Genomic DNA, 23451 nt, shown 5'->3' with positions numbered 1-23451 from the left:
CTCAGGCGCCCTGAAACGGCACGCCACGCTCAGATCCTGTTCCCTCGGGCAACGACGGTCGAGCCCGAAAGACCAGCCCACGACTGCAGACCAGAAAGTCGATACGGTTTTCCGCGAGTGCCTGCAGCGCCTCTTGGGGTGTATTGATGATCGGCTCCTCGTGGGCGTTGAAACTGGTATTCACCAAGCACGGCACGCCGACAAGCTGCTTGAAGTGCAGGAGGATGTCGTAGTACAGAGGATTGTCGTTCCGATAAACGATCTGGGGCCGGGCGGTACCATCCACGTGCACCACGGCTGGAATCGCGGCTCGCCAGGCCGCGCGCACGCCGGTGGTGATGGTCATGAAGCGGCAGGCATAACGGTTACGATCGTCAATGTCAAAAACCGACTCGGCATCCTGATCCAGCACATAGGGCGCGAAGGGCATGAACTCGGTGCGTTCGAGGCGCCTGTTGAGGCTGTCGTTGATTTCCCGCTTCTCGGGGCTGGCAATGATGCTGCGTCCTCCTAGCGCCCGTGGCCCCAGTTCCATGGCACCCGCGAAGATTGCACCGATCCCTCCTTCGGCTACCAGTCTGGCGGCCACCAGTGCCGGCTCGTGCTCCAGTTGTCGGCGGAAACGGCTGTCGGCGGCTTCCATCAGGTCAACACCGCTGTAGGGGAAGCCGCAATAGAGGTCGGTGATCCGCCGACGCTGCAGGCCACCCACGCCGTGCCGGCGCAGCAGGCTCTCGATGGCACAACCCACCGGCAGCCCCTCGTCGCTCATCCCCGGGAAAATGAAGACCTCTTCAATCCCCGGCAGTTCGGCCACCCGCTGGTTCAGCCGAACATTGGAAAACAGGCCACCGCTTAGCCCCAGCCGGGTGACGGGGTAGCGCTTGCGCAGTGCATGGATCCAGTCCAGTGTGACTTCTTCGGCAGCCACCTGTATTGACGCTGCAATGTCCTCGCGGCTCATACCGGCAAAGGTCTCTTCAAGGAACGCTTTGAGTTCGCTCTCGCCGGCTAGCGTGCTGTCGATGTGGCCGTTGTCGCGGATCAGATACTGGGCGCGGATCAAGTCTGCGGCTATCGGCTTCCCGAACGCCGCTAGGCCGGTGATCTTACCTTCGTGGCGAAGAGGCGTGAACCCGCAGATCGCAGTCGTGTAGGCATAGGCCAGTGCGACCGAAGATGCGGGATTCTGGGACTCGGTCAGCAGGATCTCGTCTTCCCCCAGATGGCAGATTAGTTCTCCGTCATTCAACTCGTAGGCCGAGTAGTAAGCATGGTCTCCTCCGCCATCGACGGATAGATAAAGCCCGGCCTGCCAATCGGTGTACTTCAGGCTGCCGAGAATGTGCGCCTTGTGGTGGTTACAGAACTCGATGCAGGTATCCTCGCGCAGACGCATGGCCTGGCGCAGCGCCGGCAAGTCAATTACCGATAACTCGTCCAGCGTACCCAGGCGGTACATTTCCCGGTAGAGATTACGCAGACGGCTGCCGTCGCGCAGTCGATCGACAAAATCCTTGGCGGGACGCGAGGTGCGCTTGTAGGCTGACAGCGGAATTTTGATGCGGGTCATCGCCACTACATCGATTTCCTCGCGCCGAACTCCGGCTATGCGCAGCACTTCATCGATCGACGCCAGAGCAAACACGCCGCCATGGTTCTTGATCCGGCTGAGGCGCTCCTCCTTGCAGAAAGCCGCCAGTTGCTGATCTTTGAACAGCGCGGCACCGGCGTCGTGTCCGGTGTGGATTCCCAGGATGTACATTCAGTCGTTCCCCTACCCCAATTCTTTGCTCACAATGGACGTACCCCGTCGATCAGTAGACATTACCGGCATGACATCCTTCCTGCCCTGCGACGTCGGCCTAGCGCCATACCATATCGGGCAAGGGGGCCGCACAACTGGCAACTACTGCCAACCAACGCTCCAGGCGATGCCCAGTACCCTCCGGATGACGGGTTGCCTCAAGGGCGGGCGAAGCGCCTCGGCAATTCGCGGTGCGATGCTGTCATAGCCGAAGCTGGCTCGTGCAAGGGAACAACCCGCCTGGGCAATGTCGTTGGCCAGGCAGGGATCGGCACGCAACTGCCGCAGCTTGTTCTGGCATTCAGCGAGGCTGCGGTAGAGCACCACATTTTTCATATCGACGAAACCGAGAGCGGCATTCTCGCTCGCCCCCTGATTGCTGGCGAGTAGCACGCAGCCGCAAGCCATGGCCTCAAAGTTCTTGATCATGTACTCGCCCATGCCCACGTCGGCACTGACGAAAAACCGGATGCGATTGAGGGTCCTGACGTACTCGTCGCCTGACGCGGTTCGTGTAATCAGCAAGTTCTCGTGCTCTCTGAGAGCTTCCAGAAAAGCGCGTCGACCTTCGTAGGCCTGACTTTTGATGCTGCCCAAGAAGGCCATTTCGATGTCGCGCGGCTGGCCGAGATTGCTCATTGCCTGCTGGTCGTAGCCCTTGGGAACGAATACCGCATCAACGCCCTCCGCGCACAGGCGCCTTACCACTTCACTGCCAGAGGAGATCACCCGTACCCAAGGCAGTGCGGCGTAGTGCCGCGAAAAGGTGCCTTGGTACTTGCAGGGGATGTAGTTCTGGTAGGCGTCGTGCTCCAAGAATACCAGATTGGGCAGCGTGCGCAGGAATCGGCGCTGGCGAATCTCCTTTTTGAAGCGCAGGAACAGGACAATGCGATCGTACGAATGCACGTCGATATCCCGGAAATAGCGCCGCAGATTGGCCTGCTGGGCACTGTCAAGGCGGCGTATCTCGCACGCCTCCACGGCGGCAGCGATGGCAAGGTAGAGTTTGTCCAGAATGACGCGCTGCTCGTCCTGAACCAGTAGCAGGATCTTCATCTCTTTCCCTTGGTTGTTGCCTTCGACTCCCTCACCAGAAGACCCCAAGGGCCCAGCCTGCCGCTAGTCCAATGAACAGGAACCATACCGCCCGCTGGCGGGAGAGGCGTTCGCGGCGTTTGCGTTTGGCGCGGTCACTGGCGGTTACCACATGCTCTTCCCAACCCGTATGGGCTACTGCATCATTCTCCAGAATCACAGCCCGGTAGCCACGCTGCGCGTACCAGCGAGCAACAGCCTTTTCCTCGCCTCCGCTGCTGGCGTAACTGCCCAAGCGCTGGTAGTCGGTGAGTCGCCGCAGACCCGGGTTGAACGAGAAGCCCTGCCAGTCGGACTTGTCCGAGGTGAGTTGGTAGAAGGCCACCCCTTGCTGCACCTCGCGCGCAGCGAGCCCATGGAAAGGGCTGTGAATGCGCAGGTCATGATAGTAACTTCGCAACCAGACCTGTAGTGTGTCGGCGCTGCTCTCGAGGGCGATTTTCGAGTCCTCGACAAAACCCGGGCGGTGGAACTCCCAGTCGTCTTCGCAGTGGAAGATGTAGGGGGTCGTAACCAAACTGTAGGCCTTGTCGATAGACAGGATCTGGCCAAGCTTCGGTCGGTTCAGGAGGACTTGAGTATGTTCGCGCCAACCTTCCGGCAGGGCATCAAAGACCGCTTCGTTGCCGCTATCCTCCGTGAGAATGCAGCTGCGCACGGGGTAGGTGTTATGGCGTGCGAAACTCTCGAGAGTGCGCCTGAGCAGTTCGAAGCGCGCGCAACTGGTCACCACTAGGGTCACGTCGCTAGTTACCTCGAAGGCCTGCCTAGCCATGTTGTCAGGTGCTTCAGGTTGTGCCAAGTCGTCCCGCCCAGGCTTGCACCGAGGGCTGCGCCCAGAACTGGCGCTGCGCTGCGGCCTGCGAGAAATGGGCTTGCAGGTGAGTCAACTGTGCCGCCGTGAGGTCGGCACGTTGACCGGGGCCCAGTTCCCGGACGGAATGCATGCGCTCGGCGAGAACCTCGGCAGCGCCGAGCGGAAAGCGCCACTCTCTTGCTGCAACCACTTCGCGAGCACCACCGCAGTCGCTGGCAATCACCGGGATCTCTGCAGCCATCGCCTCGAGCAGGACCATCCCGAAGGGCTCATGGTCCGAACTCAGGACAAAGCTGTCGAAGGCACGAAAGTAGCGGCTCATACTGGGCGTCTGGCCAAGAAAACGCACGCGTTCGGCGATGCCCAATTCTCTTGCAAGTGCCTTGAGGGATTCCTCAAGGCCGCCCCGGCCGGCGATCGCCAGCAATGACCCGTGAGGCGCGAGACGGGCAAAGGCACGGATCAGGGTGGCCTGGTCCTTGTCCGGATGCAGGCGGCCGACATTGCCGAATATGTAAGCCGCGTCGGGCAGACCGAGCACGCGCCGGGCTTCGTCCCTGGCCACCAGGTCTGCTTGCAGCTTCGCTAGATCAATGTGATTGTACTGCGTCAGAATGCGGTCTGCCGGCCAGTTCGGCAGGCACTCGCGGATGTCGTCGCGCACTGCATCGGACACGCCCGCCAGCGCCAGCCGTGAAGCAAAGGCACTAGCAAACAGGCGCCGACCCAGGCGTCGATAGTCGCCGTAAGCGTGGTGCACGCCAATCACCGGTACATCGAGCGCCAGACAGCAGGTGTAGACCGGTTTGAAACGATGCGCGACGGCCAGAACAAAACCATTCGCCCGCTGCAGTTGACGCAGCTTCCACACCGCACGCAGCTTGAGGCCACGCACGTCGCGTGAGTCGAAGCCGAAAAAAATCACTTTATCACCCCCCGAAGCACGCATCACTTCGTCGTCGGGATTACCAGTGAGATAAACAGTCGTCACGTTCCAGCCGGTGTCCGCAAACAGTCTGGCCCATTGCTGGGTTATGTCGGCGAAGGGCGCGCCATGACTGTGGCACAACTGCAGGACGCGGCGCTGACTAGCCGACATTGTCAACGGCATCATCTTCTGTTTTCGCGATTAGCTTAACCCAGAAACGTGCGCATCCCATTATCATTTCTTTCACATGCAGGCTCAATCCGCACGGGAAATGCAGGCTACTTTTCTCATCAGCCTGTGTGCCAAGTCGGGAGTTCGTAATCTTCTAAGAAGTGGGGAGTATATCGTGTTTGCTATGCTAGCTCGCCTCGATCTTCGGGTCGCGGCTGAGCAGCTTCTCGACGGCCGCCGCCGCCGGTTCATCCTGATAGAGGATGGCGTCGACGGCATGGGTGATCGGCATGTCGATGCCCAGTTGCGTTGCCAGGCGGGCGACCTCGCGCGTCGTGCTGACGCCCTCGGCGACATGTCCGAGGTCGCGCAGTATTTGCGGCAAGGTCTTGCCGGCACCCAGAGCCAGACCGACGCGGCGATTGCGCGACAGGTCGCCGGTACAGGTGAGGATCAGATCACCCATGCCGGCGAGCCCCATGAAAGTTTGCGGGTGACCGCCGAGAGCGACGCCGAAGCGTGCGATCTCCGCGAGGCCGCGGGTAATCAAGGCCGCGCGGGCGTTGAGCCCGAGGCCGAGGCCATCGCAGACGCCGGTGGCGATGGCCATGATGTTCTTCACGCCGCCGCCAACTTCAACGCCCGGCAGGTCGTCGTTGGCGTAGATGCGAAAATGCGGGCTATGCAGGGCCAGCGCCGTGCGATGCCCGAAATCGGCGTCGTTGGCTGCCAGTGTCACTGCCGCAGGCAAGCCGCGCGCCACTTCTTCGGCAAAGCTCGGTCCCGACAGGGCGCCACACAGGGCTTGCGGACCCAGTTCTTCGGCGACGACCTGATGCGGCAGCTTGGCCGTTTCGGCTTCCAGGCCCTTGCACACCCAGATCAGCGGTCGCGGCACCCCGGCCTCGCGCAGGCGACTGAGCGTCGGGCGCAGACCGGAGATCGGCGTGGCAACGATCAGCAGATCGGCAGCGGCAGCGGCAGCGGCAAAATCGTCGCCAATCCGCAGGGTCTCCGGGAAGGGGTGAGCGGGCAGCAGGCGGCGGTTTTCGCGATCGGCGGACAGCACGCTTCTGACTTCGGCCTGGCGCGCCCACAGGGTAACGGTGTGGCGGGCGCTGAAGGCGATGGCCAGGGCCGTACCCCAGGCACCCGCTCCCAACACGGTGATTTTCATGGCCGCTCAGACCCCCCAGATCTGGTTGACGCGCACGAAGCCTGTCTGGCCGTCGCGATGCCGCACCTTGACCCAGCCACCGGGCATGGTTTCGAGATAGTCCAGTGAAACGTTCTTTTCCGCTTCGAAGACGACCGCCGCCGCCTCGTCGGCGCTCTGCCGGACCTGCGCGCGCACCACGCTGACGATGACCGCACGCCGCTTGGCGAGATACCTGGCCTCAATCCAGGCCAGACCGCCGTCGGCATCACGGACCTTGGACCAACCTTCCAGGTTGACGACCATCTCGACCGGCGTGCCGCGCCTGACGACGAAGAGCTTGCTGCCTTTCTGCGAAGGTGCATCGTAAAGCACCGTTGGCGTATCGACGGTGCGGTACTCGATCGCCAACGATGGTGCCGCCAATCCGGCGGTCAGCAGCAGGCCCAACAGCCGCTTCATCGTGCGGCCCGCTTACTGGATCGTCGACTCGCCGGAGGCCTCCTTGGCGGCTTCCTGCTGCTGCAGACGCGACATGTAGAGCGCTTCGAAGTTGACCGGCTGCAGCAGCACGGGTGCGAAACCGGCACGCGTCACGGCATCGGAGACGACTTCACGCGCATACGGGAAGAGGATGTTCGGGCAGGCGATCGACAGCAGCGGTTCCATGTTTTCGCTCGGCACGTTCTGCACGCGGAAGATGCCGGCCTGACCGACCTCGACCAGAAACACCGTCTTCTCTTCGAGCTTGGAGGTCACGGTGGTCGTCAGCGTGACCTCGAAAACGCCCTCGCCAATCCCCTGCGCGTTGGTCTGCAACTGGATGCTGACCTTGGGAGACTCGCGTTCCAGAAAGATCTGCGGCGCGTTGGGGACTTCAACCGAAAGATCCTTGATGTAGATTTTCTCGATCGCAAAGATGGGGGTTTCTTGTTCGCTCATGGTAGTTTCTTGGCCAATGGGATGAGGGGGTTAGTGAAACTCGGCGCGGGCATCAAACGCATGCACCCGCGAGTAAGGGCAGCAACTTGCCCGCACGATCGAGAGCAATCAACTCGTCGCAACCACCGACGTGCGTTTCGCCGATGTAAATCTGTGGAACCGTACGCCTGGCGGTCCTTTCGAGCATCTCGGCGCGGCGCGCGGGATCGAGATCGACCCGCACTTTCTCGATATCGACGACGCCGCGCGCGCGCAGCAACTGCTCGGCACGTACGCAGAATGGGCAAACCGCGGTCGAGTACATCAGCACGCGTGACGCGTTGCTCATCGCCGGGCTCCCTTCTTCAGCGGCAGGCCGGCTTCCGACCATGCAGCAACGCCACCATCGAGGGTGTGTACCTTGAGGAAACCGAGCTTGGCGAGGGTCGAACGGGCGGCGGACGAGCGCATTCCGGACTGGCAGATGAGAATCAGCGGTTTGTCCTTGAATGGCTCCAGCTCGGTCGCGCGTTCCGCGAGCGATCCCGCAGGAATGTTGCGCGAGTCGCCAAGGTGCCCGGCGACATATTCGTTCGGCTCACGAATGTCGATCAACTGGGCGTTCTCGCGGTTGATCAGCATCGTCGCCTGCGTCGGTGTGACGGCGTTCGTCCCCCCCGGCCGGCGGAAAGAGAGCGCCAGCAGCATCGAGCCACTGACCACGGCGACGGCCACCAGAAGAATGTTCTGCTGTATGAATTCCAATCGAGACTCCAGAAACTGACCTGCTCAACAGACGGGAGCGGGATGCCGCTCCCCGGTAAAAAAATCGGCGACAACGAAAATACCCCTAGCCGCCGCAGAAAACCTCGCGCATCATGCCAATCAACTGCAGCGTGCGGGCATCGCCAACCCGATAATAAACGCGGTTGGATTCCTTGCGCGCGATCAGAACACCCTTTTCGCGAAGAATGGCAAGATGCTGGGAAATGTTGCTTTGCGAAGTGCCTACGGCCTGGACGATCTCTTGAACACAGGCTTCCTGATCCCCGATCACGCAAAGGATCTTGAGTCGCAGGGGATGCGATATCGACTTCAGCGCACGCGCTGCCTGCTCAATATGCTCCTGCTTGTCAATGAGACTGCTCGTGATCGGCACGATACGCCAGATTCGTCGTTTATCATATAATCGCCGATTATAGAACAAAACCTTGATGCAAGCGTGTCCCGCACGCCATCGCCCTGACGGTAGCCTCCCGCGCGCTGGCTCGATCGAGGTTTCTGCAAGGCGTGTGCCGTTCATTGACGAAAACCCCAGACAAATCACCGGCCCATGCCGCGCCGGGCGCCACCAGCGCCCCGGTAGCGGGGCAGGCGACACCCCGCAGCTCAGCGAGGCTTCCTCCGCTGGTCAGGTACTGGTTGCTGATCGGGTGGTTGGCGTTGGCCCTGCCGACGCACGCGATCGCCGCCAGTCCCCCGGCGGGTGCCAGAAACGCCGACACGGCTTCGCCGAACGAAGTCGCCGAACGGCAGGGCGACCTCAAGTCGCTACGTTTGCAGATCGAAACGCTGCGCAGGGAGATGGCCGCCGCCGAAGGATCGCGCCGGGACGCGGTGGATCAGTTGAAGGATGCCGAGCGCGCGATCTCGACCACCCAGCGCGACCTGCTGCAACTGACCACCCAGATCGATAGCCTGCAGGCAACGCTCAGGGACCTCGGCACGCAGGCGCGCGCACTCGAACAACAACTGAGCGCACAGCAGGCACAACTGGGAAAGCTGCTCTACCGACAGTATCTCCGAGGCACTCCGGACCCTCTGCGTCTGTTCCTCAACGGCGACGATCCCAATCAACTGGCGCGGGATCTGCACTATCTGGGGCTGATTGGCAGAGCCCGCAGCCAGATCCTGCAGGAGATCGAAGCCACCCTGCACCGCAAGCAGGCGTTGGCCACCGATACCCGGCAGCAGGCCGAGCAATTGTCGGCCAGCGAAGCCCGCGAGAAGGAAGCGCACGCCAAACTGCTGGCTCAACGCGAGCAGCGCCAGGCGATGCTGGACAAGGTCTCGGATCACATTGCGACGCAGCGCCGCGAGATCGGCAATCTGCAGCGTGACGAGAGGCGAATGGCCGAACTCGTCGAACGCCTGTCGAAAATCATCGCCACCAGAGCCCGTGAAGCGCAGGAAGCCCACCGCGAAGCACAACGGCGCGAGGCGGCGCGACAGGTGGCGCAGCAGGCGGCAGCCCAGCAGGCGGCCCAGCAGGCCGCGCGGCAGGTGGCGCGACAGGCGACAACGCAAGACAAACCTGCGCGGGCGGCACGATCGCTCGCCGAGAAACCACTCGTCGAAAAAGCGCCCGTCGCGACGCCCCCGGTGCCGGAGGCGCACGTCGAGACTACGCCGCCGGCACCGGGCAATCTGGCAAGAATGAAAGGGCAACTGCGCCTGCCGACGCGCGGGTCGATCAGCAATCGCTTCGGCACCCCCCGGCAGGAGGGCAGCACCTGGAAGGGCCTGTTCATCCTTGCCAGTGCGGGCAGTGAAGTCCGCAGCATCGCCGGCGGCCGGGTCGTCTTTGCCGAATGGATGCGCGGTTTCGGCAATTTGCTGATCATTGACCATGGCGGCAGCTATCTTTCGATCTATGCCAACAATGACTCGCTGCTGAAACAGGTCGGCGACGAGGTGCGCGCCGCCGAGACCATCGCCACCGTCGGCAACAGCGGTGGCAATCCCGAATCCGGTTTATACTTTGAGCTTCGCCACCAAGGGAAGCCGCTGGACCCGCTGGCTTGGGTTAACCCGAAATGAGGTGCGCACTGGAGTGATACGAATGGGGAAGTTGAAACAGGCCGGGCTGGTTTGTGCCGGATTGGTTGGCGGCGTTCTGATCAGCCTGCAGTTTTCGGCGATCGCCGACAAGGAAACGCGAGCCAGTCTGCCTGTTGAGGAACTGCGCACCTTCGCCGAGGTATTCAACGCCATCAAGACCGGCTACGTCGAGCCGGTCGAAGACAAGAAGCTGATCACGCACGCGATCAGCGGCATGCTCTCCAATCTCGACCCGCACTCCAGCTATCTCGATGCCGATGCGTTCAAGGACCTGCAGGTCGGAACGCAGGGCGAGTTCGGCGGCATCGGCATCGAAGTCGGGATGGAAGACGGGCTGGTCAAGGTGGTTTCGCCAATCGAGGACACGCCGGCCTACCGCGCCGGGGTAAAGCCGGGCGATCTGATCTTCAAGATCGACGATACGCTGGTCAAGGGTCTGACGCTCAATGAGGCCGTCAAGCGAATGCGCGGCAAGCCGAGGTCGCAGATCAGGCTGTCGATTCTCCGCAAGGGCGAGGCCAAACCCCTCGAAATCACCCTGACGCGTGAAGTCATCAAGGTGCAGAGCGTCAAGTCGAAACTCGTCGAGGACGGTTACGGCTATCTGCGCATCACCTCGTTCCAGGAAAATACCGGCGCGGCGGTGGTCAAGCACCTTCAGGACCTGTTCAAGCCCGGCCCGATGAAGGGCCTGGTGCTCGATCTGCGCAACGATCCGGGTGGGCTCCTCAACAGCGCGGTCGGCGTTTCGGCAGCCTTCCTGCCGCTGGACACCCTGGTCACCTCGACCGACGGGCGCACCCCGGACGCCAAGCACCGTTTCTCGGCATCGCCCGCGGACTACCTGCGCGGTAGCCGGGACGACTATATCAAGGCACTGCCGCCCGAGGCGCGCAAGGTACCGATGGTGGTGCTGGTCAATGGGGGCTCCGCCTCGGCATCGGAAATCGTCGCCGGGGCGCTGCAGGACCACCGCCGCGCGATCGTTCTCGGGACGACGACCTTCGGCAAAGGCTCCGTACAGACAGTGTTGCCCTTGCCCGGAAACACCGCGATCAAGCTGACCACTGCACGCTACTTCACGCCTTCGGGCCGCTCGATCCAGGCCAAAGGCATCGTGCCGGACATCGTCGTCGAAGAGAGCGCCAACGGCAGCTCGGCCGAGCGCCTGCGCGAGGCCAACCTCGACCACCATCTCGACGGCAGCAAGGACCCGGCGTCGGCCAAGGACGCGCCGGCGAAGCCTGCCAAGACCGCGCCACCCGCCAAGCCGAAGGCCAGCACAGCCAAGGACGATCCGGACGAGGCCGCCGAGCCGCCGAGCCGCGAACTGGCGTCAAAAAAGGACTATCAGTTGAACCAGGCGCTGAACCTTCTCAAGGGGATGCAGATCATGCAGAATACTCGGTGAGCCTTTCTCTCGGAGCGGGGAACGTGAAACGACCGGCCGCCATGCCACAGACGCCGATTCGCAAGCAGCGCAACATCCTGTTTGCCAAGTTCCCGCCCGGCCAGGTCCCCGAAGCGTCGGACTTTCTCGGCAGGCTGGAGGATCTCGAACTCGAACGGCGCGAACAGCCGCGCGCACTCGGTGTGGCCTATGATCTGCACCACCATTGTCTGCAGGAACTCGAAGGCACGCTCGAGGATCAGGGTTATCACCTCGACAACACGCTGATGAGCAAGATGATGCGCGCGCTGATCTACTACGTCGAGGAAACGCAACTGCACAATCTCGACGCGCCGGTGCGTCCGCTCAAGCGCTCGCAGTCGGAAGCCTACACGCACGCCTGGGAACGTCACCCGCACGGCGACCACGACGATACTCCGCCGGAGTGGCGCGAATACAAGTAATGCGCTGCTGCCGATGAATGACGGGCAGTTGCTGCGCTACAGCCGGCACATCCTGCTGGACGAGATTGGCGTCGAAGGGCAGCAGCGCCTGCTCGATGCGCAAGCGCTGATCATCGGCGCCGGCGGTCTCGGTTCGCCGGCGGCCCTGTATCTCGCGTCTGCCGGCGTTGGCCAGATCACGCTGGCGGACGGCGACACGGTAGACCTGACCAACCTGCAGCGGCAGATCCTGCACACTGACGGCCGCATCGGCGAGTCCAAGGCCTGCTCCGGCAAGATCGCGTTACAGACCCTCAATCCCGAGATACGGGTCACGGCGGTCAGCCGTCGGCTTGCCGGCGAAGCGCTGGAAGCGCTGGTCGCCGATGCCGATGTGGTGCTCGACTGCTGCGACAACTTTGCCACCCGCCACGCCGTCAATCGGGCATGCGTGAAGCTGCGCCGGCCGCTGGTTTCCGGAGCGGCGATCCGCTTTGCCGGACAGCTTGCGGTTTTCGATGCTCGGCGCGAAGACACGCCGTGTTACTACTGTCTCTTTCCCGAAGGGGAGGATGTCGAGGAGTTGCGTTGCGCGGTCATGGGCGTTTTCGCACCGCTCACCGGCATCATCGGCGCGATGCAGGCGGCCGAGGCACTGAAACTGATTATCGGAGCCGGCGAGCCGGTCGTCGGCCGGCTCTGGTTGCTCGACGGCCTGGCGATGACCTGGCGCTGCGTGAAATTTGCGCGGGATCCGCAATGCCCGGTCTGCGCGCCGCGCGCCTAGCTGAAGCGGGCGAGCACGCGCAGATCGGCGCCGAGCATGCGCAGGTCGCGGATTTGCAGCGTGCGTTTGTCGGCCAGTGATTGCAATGGCGGCAGATCGAACATGCCGCGCGCCGCGTCGCCGATCAGGCATGGCGCCAGGTAAAGCAGCAGTTCGTCGACCAACCCTGCCCGCAACAGCGAACCACTGAGCGCGAAACCGGCCTCGACGTGTACTTCGTTGATGCCGCGCCGCGCCAGTTCGTCAAGCAGCGCCACCAGATCGACCTTTCCGCCCGGTCCCGGCAGCAGGATGACTTCGGCACCACGCTGGACGAGGGCCGCGCTCCGGCCGCAGTCATCAGCGGTGGCGGCGATCAGGACAGCGCCATCGCGCAACAAGCGGGCGTCGAGCGGCAGTTCGAGCCGGCTGTCCACGATCACCTTCAAGGGCTGGTGCAACTCCGCACCCGGAGCTTCGACAGCACGCACATTGAGCTGCGGGTCGTCGTGGCGGACCGTCCCGATGCCGCTCAGAATGGCGCACGCGCGCGCGCGCCAGCGATGCCCGTCCTGCCGGGCCGCCGCGCCGGTCAGCCACTGGCTGGCACCGTTCTGCAGGGCCGTCTTGCCGTCGAGGCTGGCGGCAAGTTTCATCCGCAACCACGGCCGCGCACGCGTCATGCGCGCGACAAATCCGACATTGATTTCCTGCGCCTCTGCGGCCAGCAAGCCACACTCGGCAATCACCCCGGCGACACGCAAGCGCGCCAGACCCCGCCCGGCCACCTGCGGATTGGGATCCTGCATCGCGGCGACGACCCGCGCCACCCCGGCGACAAGCAGGGCTTCGGCGCAGGGAGGGGTGCGACCGTGGTGACTGCAGGGTTCCAGGGTAACGTAAAGGGTCGCCCCGCGCGCTCTGTCGCCAGCGGCCTGCAGCGCGTGAACTTCGGCATGCTGCCCGCCGGCACGTACGTGCCAGCCCTCGCCGACGATCTCGCCATCCTTGACGATGACACAGCCGACGCGCGGATTGGGGCTGGTCGAGAAGAGCCCGCGCTCGGCCAGGCGCAGGGCACGTGCCATGTGCTGATGGTCGGAGGCGCTGAACGCCGGGGCCATCAGCGGCCGGACGGCGGCGCCGAGCGAGAGACTTCGCGAACCACCTTGGAGAACTCGTCCACGTCCTCGAAATTGCGGTACACCGAAGCAAATCGAACGTAGGCGACCTTGTCGAGCTTCTTCAACTCGCGCATGACCATCTCGCCGACCTTCTCCGAAGCCACTTCGCGCTCGCCGAGCGCCAGCAGCTTTTCTTCGATACGGGCAATCGCCGCCTCGACCATCGCGCTGCTGACCGGTCGCTTGCGCAGCGCCAGCAACAGGCTGGCAGCCAGTTTGTCGCGGTCGAAATCGACCCGCGAGCCATTCTTCTTGATGATCTGCGGCAGGCGCAACTCCGCCCGCTCGTAAGTCGTAAACCGCTTGTCACACTTCAGGCAACGCCGTCGCCGCCGGACGATGTCGCCATCGTCGTTGATCCGGGTGTCGGCGACGGCTGTTTCGTCAGCGCCGCAGAACGGGCATTTCATCCCGACGACGAGCCGTAGACCGGAAACTTCCGGCACAGCACGCCGACATCGGCGCGCACGCGCTTCAGGACATCGGCGTCGCCCGGCGCATCGAGAACATCGGCAATGAGGTGCGCCACTGTCTCGGATTCGAACTCGGTGAAGCCGCGCGTGGTCATCGCCGGCGAGCCGATACGGATGCCGGAAGTCACGAAGGGCTTCTGCGGATCGTTCGGGATCGCGTTCTTGTTAACCGTGATGTGGGCGGCACCCAGAGCCGCCTCGGCGTCCTTGCCGGTGATGTTCTTGGCGCGCAGGTCTACCAGAAACACATGCGATTCGGTGCGGCCGGAGACGATCCGCAGACCGCGCTCGGCCGACAGCACGCGCGACAATACGCGGGCATTGGCCACCACCTGCTCCTGGTAGTCGCGGAAAGCCGGTGACAGGGCTTCCTTGAAAGCCACCGCCTTGGCGGCGATCACATGCATCAGCGGCCCCCCTTGCAGGCCGGGGAAGATCGCCGAATTGATCGCTTTTTCGTGTTCGGCCTTCATCAGGATGACGCCGCCACGCGGCCCACGCAGTGTCTTGTGCGTGGTCGAGGTCACCACATCGGCGTGGGGCACCGGGTTGGGGTAACAACCGGCCGCGATCAGGCCCGCGTAATGCGCCATATCGACCATGAAAATCGCGCCGATTTCCCTGGCCACATTGGCGAAACGCTCAAAGTCGATGCGCAGGGAATAGGCCGACGCCCCGGCGATCAGGATGCGTGGCTTGTGCTCGCGCGCCAGCGCTTCCATCTTCGCGTAATCGATCGCTTCATGCTCGTCGAGACCATAGGCCACAACCTTGAACCACTTGCCGGACATGTTGAGCGGCATGCCATGCGTGAGATGGCCACCCTCGGCGAGGCTCATGCCCATGATCGTGTCGCCGGGTTTGGCAAAGGCCATCAGCACCGCCTGATTCGCCTGCGATCCGGAATTTGGCTGGACGTTGGCGGCATCGGCGCCAAACAGCTTCTTCAGCCGATCGATCGCCAGTTGCTCGGCGACATCGACGTGCTCGCAACCACCGTAATAGCGCTTGCCCGGGTAACCCTCGGCATACTTGTTGGTCAGTTGCGAGCCCTGCGCCGCCATCACCGCGTGACTGACGTAGTTCTCGGAGGCAATCAGTTCGATGTGCTCTTCCTGACGGCGATTCTCGTCCTCGAGCACCTGCCAGATCTTGGGGTCTACTCTCGCCAGGGTGTCTCTATCGGAAAACATCGTGCGCCTCGCAAGCCTTGAAAAGGGGCGAATTGTAGCACGCAGCAGGATTCCCACAGAATCTGCGCCGGCTCCACAAGCAGCCGGCAGCCACTGACGCGCGCCATGAAAACGCGCGCGCTCAGATCAGGCGCCGCCGTGACAGCTCGTCCTTGAGCCAGGCGTAACAAATCGGCGCCGCGACCAGACCGGCAAGGCCAAACGTGCTCTCCATGAGCAGCATGGCGGTCAGCAATTCCCAGGCCTTGGCTCTGATCTGGGCGCCGACGATGCGTGCGTTCAGGAAATACTCCAGCTTGTGAATCCCGACCAGAAAAGCCAGCGAGGAAAGCGCCACGCCCGGCGAATGCGCCAGACTGACCACGAAGATCACCGTATTGGAAATCAGATTGCCAACCACCGGCAGCAAGCCGGCGATGAAGGTCACGACGATCATCGTCTTGGTCAGCGGCAGGTGAACGCCGAACACCGGCAGCACCATACCCAGGTACAGGGTAGTGAACAGGGTATTCAGCGCGGAGATCCGGACCTGGGCGAAGACCACACGCCGGAAGGCTTCGCCCAGGCGAAAGACACGCTCTGCCAGCGCGCGCGCCAGTGGCCCCATGTGCTCGTTGTGACTGGCCTCGCGCAGCGACACCATGCCGCCGATGATCATGCCGATCAGGACGTGTGCGACCACGTGGCCGGTCTCCTTGCCAAGCATCTGCAACTCGGCCGAATGTTCCCGCAGCCAGTGGCTGGCGTGTTCGCGCAGGGCCTCGCTGTCCCGCGGGAGCAGGTCGCCGAGCCAGCCGGGCAACGTCGCGCGCGAGGTTTCGATGATCTCGGCCATCTTTGCCAGCAACGCGGCGATGCTGCCACCCTCGCTGTTCATGAAATACACCAGCCCAAGCACCACCGCGGCGACCGCTCCCAGCACGACCAACACGACCAGGCTCACGGCCAGTGCCCTGGAGCGGCTGTTCGACAGGTGCCGGGCAAAGAAGGGCGCCAGCACATGTACGAGCTCATAGACCAACAGTCCGGCAATCAGCGCCGGCAAGAGATGCACCAGAAGTACCATCAGCATCGCCAGCAGGGCAAGGACCCAGGAGGCATGTTCGATGGCCGTGACTCTGACAGGAGAGCTGTTGCTCAAGTTTCTACTCGCTTTCAGGGTGGTCTGAGAATGCGTTGACGTTGCCGCCCGCGGTGTGCAGCCAGTTCAGGACGCCGTGACCGGCGGCGAAACCGCTGGCCAGGCAAGCGGTCAGCAGATAGCCCCCGGTCGGTGCCTCCCAGTCGAGCATTTCGCCCGCGCAGAACACTCCAGGAAAAGCGCGCAGCATCAGTTGCCCGTCAAGGCCCTCGAAGCAAACGCCGCCGGCGGTGCTGATCGCTTCGTCAAGCGGTCGCGGTGCAGACAGGACGATCGGCAGGCACTTGATCGCCGCGCCGAGCAGAGCAGCATGGGCGAAGGCTGCGGGCGAGACCAGCTCACGCAGCAGGCCAACCTTCGCGCCCTTGAGTTGGAGACGGCTCTGCAGATGACTGGCCAGCGAACGTGCGCCACGCGGTCGTGCCAATTCGCCGATCACTCGCTCCAGCGCGTGTTCCGGCAGCAGATCGAGGCGCAGCGTAGCCGACCCGCAGGCTTCGATGGTGTCGCGCAGGATCGCGGACAGCGCATAGATCAAGCCGCCTTCGAGCCCGGTTGCGGTAAGCATGAACTCGCCGCGGCGGCGATGTTCGGCGCCATTCAGGTCGATCACTGTGGCAACCACGGACTTGATCGGTTGACCCGCGAAACGCTCGCGAAAATGCGCGCTCCAGCCCACATCAAAGCCGCAGTTTGCCGGCCGAAATGGCGCCAGCGCCACTCCGGCCGCATGCAGGACGTCGAACCAACGCCCATCCGACCCCAGCCTTGCCCAGCTGGCGCCGCCCAGGGCGAGCACCACCGCGTCGGCTTTGCGCTCCTCCCTCCCATCCGGCGTCGCGTAGCACAGCCGGTAACCCTGGCCGCTCGGGTGCGCCCAACCACACCAGCGGCGACGCATGTGAAAGCGCACCCCTCCTGCTCGCAGCCGCTGCAGCCAGGCGCGCAGCAGTGGAGCAGCCTTCATGCCGGTCGGGAAGACGCGTCCGGAACTGCCGATAAACGTGCCGATACCGAGGCCGTATGCCCATTCGCGCAACTCCGCCGGCCCGAAGGCATCGAGCAAAGGAGTGAGTTCTCGTTCACGCTCACCATACCGTCTCCGGAATGCTGCGGAGGGCTCGGCGTGGGTGAGGTTCAGTCCGCCCCTGCCGGCCAGCAGCAACTTGCGGCCGACTGACGGCATCGCGTCGTAGACCTCGGCCTGCACACCGCCCCGGTTGATGACCTCAGCCGCCATCAGCCCGGCAGGCCCGCCACCGACGACCGCCACCACCCGCGCGACCGCGGCGGTACCGGGCTGGTCGATGTTCAGGCGACGACCAGGCACGGCGCGCTGCTCAGGCGAGTGCCCAGCCAGGTCAGTCCGAGCGCGGGCAGCGCGGCTTGCAGCCGAGCCGGATCGGCAGTTGCCAGCAGCGACAGCTCACTCCTGCCCTGGGCCGCTTCTCCCGCGAGCCGAACGCACTGGCGTGCTACGGCATCGGCAACATCCACCAGCGCCGCCTGCGAACCGACGATCGGTTCCAGCACGGGGCAGAGAAAAGCATAGTGGGTGCAGCCAAGCACGATCTGGTCGACGCCGGCTGCCAGTAGCGGGGCCAGGTGGCGCCGCGCCTCTTCGACAAAGTCAGGCTCATCCAGGCGCAGGGTCTCGACTCGCGTTGCCCAGCCCGGGCAGGCCTCGATCCTGACTTGTACCTCGCCGGCGTGGCGCCGGATGAGCTGCGCCAGACGCCGGCTGCGGGCAGTCGAAGTGGTTGCCAGCACCGCAATCTGGCCACTGCGCGACATTGCCGCCGCGGGTTTCACGCCGGGCTCCACTCCGACCACGGCCACATCCGGGAAGGCCTTGCGAAAAGCCGCGACGGCGGCCGCGGTGGCGGTGTTGCAGGCAACGACGATGACCCCACAGCCCCGCTCGACCAGATGCCTGCCAATCCGCAGAACCCTGCGACGAATGTAGGCGTCGTCCTTGTCGCCATAGGGAAGGTGCGCGGTGTCGGCAAGGTAAATCAGGTCGGCGCGCGGCAAGGCACGCGCGATGGCTGCCAACACCGAGAGCCCGCCGATACCGCTGTCAAATACGCCGATCATCCCGCATACCACGGTGGCGTGCGTGTCGCGTCCTCCGCACTCTCGCTCCGGAGCAACGCCGCCCTCGCGCCGCCGTAGAGCGGCACCCGCCATGCGTGTTGCAGCCGACGGAGCAGATGTTCAGACAAGCGCCTGGCCAGCCTGCTAGCGTGCCGCAACGACCGCGATTTCTATCAGGTAGTCGCAATTGCTCAGTTTCGCTTCGACGCAGACACGGGCCGGCGCGGTCCCGCGCGGGACCCATCGGTCCCAGACCGCGTTCACCGCAATCATGTCGTCGATATCGCGAAGGTAGATGGTGACCATCAGCAGCCGCGTCTTGTCGCTGCCGGCACATTCCAGCAGCTTTTCGACGCCGGCAAGGACCTCGAGTGTCTGTGTGGCGACGTTGGCATCAAGCGTCTGCGGCGTCTCGACGAGATAGATCGTGTTCCCATACGCGCAAATGTCCGAATACCGTTGCGTCGTGCCGTGCCGCTCTATCGCCATACGAACTTTCTCCAACGAAGACGAAGCCGGCGCGGGGCCGGTTGGGCGCCTGCGAAGCACGGGGCTCTTCAGGCGATGGCCACCGGGATCTTGCCGATCCTGGCCTGCCATTCCTTCGGCCCGGTGGTGTGAACCGAAGTGCCGGTGGAATCCACCGCTACGGTCACCGGCATGTCCTTGACGTCGAACTCGTAGATCGCTTCCATGCCGAGATCGGCGAAACCGACAACCCGCGCCGTCTGGATGGCCTTGGCGACGAGATAAGCCGCACCGCCAACGGCCATCAGGTACGCCGACCGGTGTCTTCTGATCGCCTCGATCGCTGTCGGCCCGCGTTCAGCCTTGCCGACCATCGAAATCAGCCCCGTCTCGGCAAGCATCATCTCCGTGAACTTGTCCATGCGGGTCGCGGTGGTCGGTCCGGCGGGTCCAACCGCTTCGTCGCGAACCGGGTCAACCGGACCCACGTAATAAATGACCCGGTTGGTGAAGTCGACTGGCAGCTTCTCGCCGTTGGCGAGCATGTCCTGGATGCGCTTGTGGGCCGCATCGCGACCGGTCAGCATCTTGCCGTTGAGAAGCAGCGTCTGGCCCGGTTTCCAGGCCGCGACTTCCGCTGCAGTCAGCGTGTCCAGGTTCACGCGCGTCGAGGTTTCGGTGTTGGGCGTCCAGTTGACCTTGGGCCAGTCATTCAGGTCGGGAGGGGTCAGCACCGCCGGCCCTGAACCGTCGAGGTGAAAGTGTGCGTGCCGTGTCGCCGCACAGTTCGGGATCATCGCCACCGGCAGGCTCGCCGCATGCGTCGGGTAGTCGAGAATCTTGACGTCGAGCACTGTCGTCAGGCCACCCAGGCCCTGCGCACCGATACCGAGGGCGTTGACTTTCTCATAGAGTTCAAGGCGAAGCTCCTCGACGCGATTTTTCGGGCCGCGCGCGATCAATTCATGGATGTCTACCGGCGCCATCAGCGACTCCTTGGCCAGCAGCATCGCCTTTTCCGGAGTGCCGCCGATGCCGATGCCGAGGATCCCCGGTGGGCACCAGCCGGCACCCATGGTCGGCACTGTCTTCAGCACCCAATCGACGATCGAGTCCGAGGGATTGAGCGCATAGAACTTGGACTTGTTTTCCGAACCGCCACCCTTCGCTGCGCAGATCACTTCGAGGTGGTGACCCGGGACGATCTCGTAATGCACCACCGCGGGGGTGTTGTCGCGCGAGTTGCGGCGTGCGCCGGCCGGGTCCAGCAACACCGACGCGCGCAGCTTGTTGTCCGGGTTGTTGTAGGCGCGCCGGACACCTTCGTCACACATTTCCTGGACCGACAGGCCGGCCTCCCAATGGACGTCCATGCCGACCTTGAGAAAGATCACCGCGATACCCGTGTCCTGGCAGATCGGACGGTGGCCCTCCGCACACATGCGACTGTTGGTCAGGATCTGGGCAATGGCATCCCTGGCCGCCGGGCTCTGTTCGCGTTCGTAGGCGGCGCCGAGCGCCAGGATGTAATCGAGCGGATGGTAGTAGCTGATGTACTGGAACGCGTCGGCAACGCTCTGGATGAAGTCTTCCTGCTTGATAGTCGTCATTTCAGGCTCTCTCGTTGGTGGCGGCGAGGCATCGCCGCGGGTGTCGGTTCAATGCGGCGCAGCGTGCTGTGCCTTGCTCAGCGCCAGCGTCTGGGTCATGACCCGGTCCACCCAGACCATCGCCAGTGCCGAGCAAAGAAAAAGCGCATGGATGATGACCTGCCACATGATCGTGTGCTCCGCCATGTTGGCCGCATTGATGAAGGTCTTCAGCAGGTGGATCGAAGAGATGCCGATGATCGCCGTCGACAGCTTGATCTTGAGGACTCCGGCATTGACGTGCGAGAGCCATTCGGGTTGATCGGGGTGCCCTTCGAGATCGAGCCTGGAGACGAAGGTTTCGTAGCCGCCAATGATCACCATGATCAGCAGGTTGGCGATCATTACCACGTCGATCAGCCCGAGAACCACCAGCATCACTTCGGTTTCGCTGATGCGCGTGCTGCTGAAGAAAAGGTTTTGAATCAGGTGCGACAGTTCAAGCATGAACAGGTAGACATAGACGCCCTGGGCAATGATCAGGCCAAGGTAGAGCGGTGCCTGTAGCCAGCGGCTCCAGAAGATGAACATCTCGAGTTTGTCAACCGTCGGTTTCATTGAGGCCATTGGTTTTCAGTGCGGAATGATCCAAAAACACGATTCTAGCATCAATAAAAGGCGTCTTTTGGTTGTGCTGCAAGGCCCTGGCGTAAGTGGCCTGTAAGATTGGCGGCGTTTAATCTGAAGCGATTGGCGAGTCACACGGCCGGGTGAGCAGCGTATGATCTGCCTTCCGCTACGCGGGGGTTGCGAAGCATGGGTTCTTTTCGCGACTTGCTGCATCGAATTCTAGAATCCTCCACCAAAACCAACAGGAGATGGGACATGTCACTGAACGAGGCCGTAAATTTTTTTGAGCCTTCTGCCGAATTCGTCAAGCAGGCCACGATTTCGGGCATGGATGCGTACAGGGCGCTGTGCGCCGAGGCGGAAAAGGATTACACCGGTTACTGGGCCCGGCTGGCGCGCGAGCACGTGTCCTGGAAGACACCGTTCACGCAGGTACTCGACGAATCCAACGCACCCTTCTTCAAATGGTTCGCGGACGGCACGCTGAACGTCTCATACAACTGTCTGGATCGTAACGTCGAGGCCGGTCTCGGCGACAAGGTGGCCATCGTTTTTGAAGCCGACGACGGCGAGGTCAAGAAAGTTACCTACAAGGAACTGCTGTCGCGGGTAAGCCAGTTTGCCAATGGCCTGCGGGCACGTGGCATCAAGAAGGGCGACCGGGTGGTGATCTACATGTCGATGGGTGTCGAGGGCATCATCGCGATGCAGGCCTGCGCGCGCATCGGTGCCATCCACTCGGTGGTGTTTGGCGGCTTCTCGGCCCAGTCGGTACGTGACCGGGTCAATGACGCGGGGGCCGTGGCGGTGATTACCGCCGACGAGCAATGCCGTGGCGGCAAGAAGATTCCGCTCAAGCCGGCCGTCGATGATGGCATCGCGCTGGGCGGCTGCGAGTCGGTCAAGACCGTGATCGTTTTCCAGCGCACGGGTGGTGCCTGCCACATGGTCCCCGGGCGCGACGTCTGGTGGCACGACGTGATCGCCGGGCAGTCCGACGTCTGCGAGCCGGAGTGGGTCGGTGCCGAGCACCCCTTGTTCCTGCTCTACACCTCTGGCTCGACGGGCAAGCCGAAGGGTGTGCAACACTCGACGGGCGGCTACCTGTTGCACGCCATTGTGACCATGAAGTGGACTTTCGACCTCAAGCCGGACGACCTTTTCTGGTGCACCGCCGATATCGGCTGGGTTACCGGCCACACCTACATCACCTATGGACCACTTGCCTGCGGCGGCACCGAGATGGTCTTCGAAGGCATTCCGACCTATCCGGATGCCGGCCGCTTCTGGAAGATGATCCAGGATCACAAGGTCACTATCTTCTACACCGCACCGACCGCCATTCGCTCGTTGGTCAAGGCCGCCGATACCAATCCGGCGGTGGCGCCGACCCAGTACGACCTGTCGTCGCTGCGTCTGCTCGGAACGGTCGGCGAGCCGATCAACCCGGCGGCCTGGCAGTGGTATTACGACAGCGTTGGTGGCAGCCGCTGCCCGATCGTCGATACTTTCTGGCAGACTGAAACCGGTGGGCACATGATCACGCCGCTGCCGGGCGTAACCCCGTTGGTGCCCGGCTCCTGCACCCTGCCCTTCCCGGGCATCCAGGCCGCGGTGGTCGACGAAACCGGCACTGAGCTCGATTGGGGCAAGGGCGGCCTGCTGGTCGTCAAGCGACCCTGGCCGGCGATGATTCGCAACATCTGGGGCGATCCGGAGCGTTTCAAGAAGTCGTACTACCCGGACGATTTCAACGGCAAGCTCTACCTCGCCGGCGACGGCTCGATACGCGATGTCAACACCGGATATTTCACGATCACCGGTCGTATCGACGATGTGCTGAACGTTTCCGGCCACCGCATGGGGACCTTGGAAATCGAGTCGGCCCTGGTGTCCCATCCGATGGTGGCGGAAGCGGCCGTCGTCGGTCGCCCCGACGATCTGACCGGCGAGGCGATCTGTGCCTTTGTGGTGCTCAAGGGACCGCGGCCGGTCGGCGAAGCAGCCAAGAAGATGATCAAGGAGTTGCAGGATCACGTCGGGCGTGAGATCGGCCCGATTGCCAAGCCGAAAGATCTGCGCTTCGGCGAGAATCTGCCAAAGACGCGTTCCGGCAAGATCATGCGTCGCCTCCTGCGCTCGCTGGCCAAAGGGGAAACCGTCGCGCAGGACGTCTCGACGCTCGAAAACCCGGCCATCCTGGAGCAACTGCGGGGTAGCTGAGCGACGCCCGACTGCCGCCCTGCTGTGCGGGTGCTGCACGGCGGCCGGCTGCTTCGTTCAGGGTAAGTTGACAGGCGTTGTCTGGCGCACGGTACGCAGGCCCTGACGGCAGGGT

The 23451-nt window shown here is 63.1% G+C and carries 24 protein-coding genes; 5 read left to right on the top strand and 19 right to left on the bottom strand.

Annotated features, from left to right (window positions below):
• Position 1: 1 nt before the first annotated feature.
• From AC15MQ_RS07110 to AC15MQ_RS07065, 10 genes are all read right to left on the bottom strand, one after another.
• On the bottom strand, positions 2 to 1765 hold the full coding sequence (locus AC15MQ_RS07110) for a carbamoyltransferase C-terminal domain-containing protein (RefSeq protein WP_483079743.1): 1764 nt from the start codon (positions 1763 to 1765) through the stop codon (positions 2 to 4).
• Positions 1766 to 1909: 144 nt separating this feature from the next.
• Positions 1910 to 2866, bottom strand: a complete 957-nt coding sequence (locus AC15MQ_RS07105) for a glycosyltransferase family protein (RefSeq protein ID WP_350497391.1) — start codon at positions 2864 to 2866, stop codon at positions 1910 to 1912.
• A gap of 31 nt (positions 2867 to 2897) precedes the next feature.
• Positions 2898 to 3680 carry a glycosyltransferase family 2 protein gene (locus tag AC15MQ_RS07100; RefSeq protein WP_483079742.1) on the bottom strand — a complete coding sequence of 261 codons (783 nt, stop codon included), beginning with the start codon at positions 3678 to 3680 and terminating at the stop codon, positions 2898 to 2900.
• 13 nt (positions 3681 to 3693) lie between these two features.
• Positions 3694 to 4827, bottom strand: coding sequence for a glycosyltransferase (locus AC15MQ_RS07095; RefSeq protein ID WP_287663918.1), 1134 nt, complete (start codon positions 4825 to 4827; stop codon positions 3694 to 3696).
• Between the two features lie 181 nt (positions 4828 to 5008).
• Positions 5009 to 5998: an NAD(P)H-dependent glycerol-3-phosphate dehydrogenase gene (locus AC15MQ_RS07090; RefSeq protein WP_483079741.1), complete on the bottom strand. Its 990-nt coding sequence runs from the start codon at positions 5996 to 5998 to the stop codon at positions 5009 to 5011.
• Positions 5999 to 6004: 6 nt separating this feature from the next.
• A complete protein-coding gene (locus AC15MQ_RS07085) occupies positions 6005 to 6439 on the bottom strand; it encodes an SH3 domain-containing protein (RefSeq protein WP_483079740.1) in 435 nt (144 codons plus the stop codon).
• A 12-nt stretch (positions 6440 to 6451) separates the two neighbouring features.
• Positions 6452 to 6919, bottom strand: coding sequence for a protein-export chaperone SecB (gene secB / locus AC15MQ_RS07080; protein ID WP_287667244.1), 468 nt, complete (start codon positions 6917 to 6919; stop codon positions 6452 to 6454).
• Between the two features lie 52 nt (positions 6920 to 6971).
• Positions 6972 to 7247 carry a glutaredoxin 3 gene (gene grxC, locus AC15MQ_RS07075; RefSeq protein ID WP_287652269.1) on the bottom strand — a complete coding sequence of 92 codons (276 nt, stop codon included), beginning with the start codon at positions 7245 to 7247 and terminating at the stop codon, positions 6972 to 6974.
• Positions 7244 to 7663 (bottom strand): rhodanese-like domain-containing protein, encoded by a 420-nt coding sequence (locus AC15MQ_RS07070; protein ID WP_287652270.1) that lies wholly within the window; start codon positions 7661 to 7663, stop codon positions 7244 to 7246. The genes grxC and AC15MQ_RS07070 overlap by 4 nt, the downstream gene beginning before the upstream one ends.
• A gap of 85 nt (positions 7664 to 7748) precedes the next feature.
• Positions 7749 to 8057, bottom strand: coding sequence for an ArsR/SmtB family transcription factor (locus AC15MQ_RS07065; protein ID WP_287663916.1), 309 nt, complete (start codon positions 8055 to 8057; stop codon positions 7749 to 7751).
• Between the two features lie 143 nt (positions 8058 to 8200).
• On the opposite strand from AC15MQ_RS07065, the gene AC15MQ_RS07060 reads away from it, so the two are divergent.
• Genes AC15MQ_RS07060 through AC15MQ_RS07045 form a run of 4 tightly spaced genes read left to right on the top strand, consistent with a single transcriptional unit; the run spans position 8201 to position 12359 of the window.
• A complete protein-coding gene (locus AC15MQ_RS07060) occupies positions 8201 to 9718 on the top strand; it encodes a murein hydrolase activator EnvC family protein (protein WP_287663894.1) in 1518 nt (505 codons plus the stop codon).
• 22 nt (positions 9719 to 9740) lie between these two features.
• Positions 9741 to 11150 carry a S41 family peptidase gene (locus tag AC15MQ_RS07055; protein WP_287663892.1) on the top strand — a complete coding sequence of 470 codons (1410 nt, stop codon included), beginning with the start codon at positions 9741 to 9743 and terminating at the stop codon, positions 11148 to 11150.
• Positions 11151 to 11173: 23 nt separating this feature from the next.
• Complete coding sequence (locus AC15MQ_RS07050) at positions 11174 to 11593, top strand: hypothetical protein (protein WP_287663890.1); 420 nt, start codon at positions 11174 to 11176, stop codon at positions 11591 to 11593.
• Positions 11594 to 11606: 13 nt separating this feature from the next.
• The gene (locus AC15MQ_RS07045) at positions 11607 to 12359 is read left to right on the top strand and encodes a HesA/MoeB/ThiF family protein (protein WP_483079739.1); all 753 of its coding nucleotides are present in this window, start codon (positions 11607 to 11609) and stop codon (positions 12357 to 12359) included.
• Here AC15MQ_RS07045 and ribD read toward each other — a convergent pair.
• The 9 genes from ribD to AC15MQ_RS07000 all read right to left on the bottom strand — a co-directional run bounded on the left by ribD (position 12356) and on the right by AC15MQ_RS07000 (position 21101).
• Entirely contained in the window at positions 12356 to 13462 is a 1107-nt protein-coding gene (ribD, locus tag AC15MQ_RS07040) for a bifunctional diaminohydroxyphosphoribosylaminopyrimidine deaminase/5-amino-6-(5-phosphoribosylamino)uracil reductase RibD (protein ID WP_483079738.1), read from the bottom strand. The two genes, AC15MQ_RS07045 and ribD, sit on opposite strands and share 4 nt — an antisense overlap.
• The gene (nrdR, locus tag AC15MQ_RS07035) at positions 13462 to 13932 is read right to left on the bottom strand and encodes a transcriptional regulator NrdR (protein ID WP_287652276.1); all 471 of its coding nucleotides are present in this window, start codon (positions 13930 to 13932) and stop codon (positions 13462 to 13464) included. The genes ribD and nrdR overlap by 1 nt, the downstream gene beginning before the upstream one ends.
• On the bottom strand, positions 13929 to 15188 hold the full coding sequence (gene glyA / locus AC15MQ_RS07030) for a serine hydroxymethyltransferase (RefSeq protein WP_287652277.1): 1260 nt from the start codon (positions 15186 to 15188) through the stop codon (positions 13929 to 13931). The genes nrdR and glyA overlap by 4 nt, the downstream gene beginning before the upstream one ends.
• A gap of 121 nt (positions 15189 to 15309) precedes the next feature.
• Positions 15310 to 16329 carry an AI-2E family transporter gene (locus tag AC15MQ_RS07025; RefSeq protein ID WP_287652278.1) on the bottom strand — a complete coding sequence of 340 codons (1020 nt, stop codon included), beginning with the start codon at positions 16327 to 16329 and terminating at the stop codon, positions 15310 to 15312.
• 4 nt (positions 16330 to 16333) lie between these two features.
• Positions 16334 to 17659, bottom strand: a complete 1326-nt coding sequence (locus AC15MQ_RS07020; protein ID WP_483079737.1) for a TIGR03862 family flavoprotein — start codon at positions 17657 to 17659, stop codon at positions 16334 to 16336.
• Entirely contained in the window at positions 17641 to 18426 is a 786-nt protein-coding gene (gene murI / locus AC15MQ_RS07015; protein WP_287652280.1) for a glutamate racemase, read from the bottom strand. Before murI ends, AC15MQ_RS07020 begins: the two co-directional genes overlap by 19 nt.
• 144 nt (positions 18427 to 18570) lie before the next feature.
• Positions 18571 to 18915: a RidA family protein gene (locus AC15MQ_RS07010; RefSeq protein ID WP_287652281.1), complete on the bottom strand. Its 345-nt coding sequence runs from the start codon at positions 18913 to 18915 to the stop codon at positions 18571 to 18573.
• Between the two features lie 68 nt (positions 18916 to 18983).
• On the bottom strand, positions 18984 to 20504 hold the full coding sequence (locus tag AC15MQ_RS07005) for a fumarate hydratase (RefSeq protein ID WP_287652282.1): 1521 nt from the start codon (positions 20502 to 20504) through the stop codon (positions 18984 to 18986).
• Between the two features lie 48 nt (positions 20505 to 20552).
• Positions 20553 to 21101, bottom strand: a complete 549-nt coding sequence (locus AC15MQ_RS07000; protein WP_483079736.1) for a TIGR00645 family protein — start codon at positions 21099 to 21101, stop codon at positions 20553 to 20555.
• Between the two features lie 267 nt (positions 21102 to 21368).
• Between AC15MQ_RS07000 and acs the strand changes: the two genes are divergently transcribed.
• Positions 21369 to 23336, top strand: coding sequence for an acetate--CoA ligase (gene acs / locus AC15MQ_RS06995; RefSeq protein WP_287652284.1), 1968 nt, complete (start codon positions 21369 to 21371; stop codon positions 23334 to 23336).
• The last annotated feature ends 115 nt before the right edge of the window (positions 23337 to 23451 follow it).

The sequence above is a fragment of the Candidatus Accumulibacter propinquus genome (assembly GCF_056856495.1).
The sequence above is the reverse complement of the archived record's forward strand: the minus strand, read 5'-3'. Positions and strand labels throughout refer to the sequence as shown.

Excerpts from the sequence above, each read along its gene's own strand:
- AC15MQ_RS07110 (WP_483079743.1), bottom strand. The coding sequence starts at position 1,765 with ATGTACATCCTGGGAATCCACACCGGACACGACGCCGGTGCCGCGCTG.
- AC15MQ_RS07105 (WP_350497391.1), bottom strand. The coding sequence starts at position 2,866 with ATGAAGATCCTGCTACTGGTTCAGGACGAGCAGCGCGTCATTCTGGAC.
- AC15MQ_RS07100 (WP_483079742.1), bottom strand. The coding sequence starts at position 3,680 with ATGGCTAGGCAGGCCTTCGAGGTAACTAGCGACGTGACCCTAGTGGTG.
- AC15MQ_RS07090 (WP_483079741.1), bottom strand. The coding sequence starts at position 5,998 with ATGAAAATCACCGTGTTGGGAGCGGGTGCCTGGGGTACGGCCCTGGCC.
- AC15MQ_RS07085 (WP_483079740.1), bottom strand. The coding sequence starts at position 6,439 with ATGAAGCGGCTGTTGGGCCTGCTGCTGACCGCCGGATTGGCGGCACCA.
- secB (WP_287667244.1), bottom strand. The coding sequence starts at position 6,919 with ATGAGCGAACAAGAAACCCCCATCTTTGCGATCGAGAAAATCTACATC.
- grxC (WP_287652269.1), bottom strand. The coding sequence starts at position 7,247 with ATGAGCAACGCGTCACGCGTGCTGATGTACTCGACCGCGGTTTGCCCA.
- AC15MQ_RS07055 (WP_287663892.1), top strand. The coding sequence starts at position 9,741 with ATGGGGAAGTTGAAACAGGCCGGGCTGGTTTGTGCCGGATTGGTTGGC.
- AC15MQ_RS07045 (WP_483079739.1), top strand. The coding sequence starts at position 11,607 with ATGAATGACGGGCAGTTGCTGCGCTACAGCCGGCACATCCTGCTGGAC.
- ribD (WP_483079738.1), bottom strand. The coding sequence starts at position 13,462 with ATGGCCCCGGCGTTCAGCGCCTCCGACCATCAGCACATGGCACGTGCC.
- nrdR (WP_287652276.1), bottom strand. The coding sequence starts at position 13,932 with ATGAAATGCCCGTTCTGCGGCGCTGACGAAACAGCCGTCGCCGACACC.
- glyA (WP_287652277.1), bottom strand. The coding sequence starts at position 15,188 with ATGTTTTCCGATAGAGACACCCTGGCGAGAGTAGACCCCAAGATCTGG.
- murI (WP_287652280.1), bottom strand. The coding sequence starts at position 18,426 with ATGATCGGCGTATTTGACAGCGGTATCGGCGGGCTCTCGGTGTTGGCA.
- AC15MQ_RS07010 (WP_287652281.1), bottom strand. The coding sequence starts at position 18,915 with ATGGCGATAGAGCGGCACGGCACGACGCAACGGTATTCGGACATTTGC.
- AC15MQ_RS07005 (WP_287652282.1), bottom strand. The coding sequence starts at position 20,504 with ATGACGACTATCAAGCAGGAAGACTTCATCCAGAGCGTTGCCGACGCG.
- AC15MQ_RS07000 (WP_483079736.1), bottom strand. The coding sequence starts at position 21,101 with ATGAAACCGACGGTTGACAAACTCGAGATGTTCATCTTCTGGAGCCGC.
- acs (WP_287652284.1), top strand. The coding sequence starts at position 21,369 with ATGTCACTGAACGAGGCCGTAAATTTTTTTGAGCCTTCTGCCGAATTC.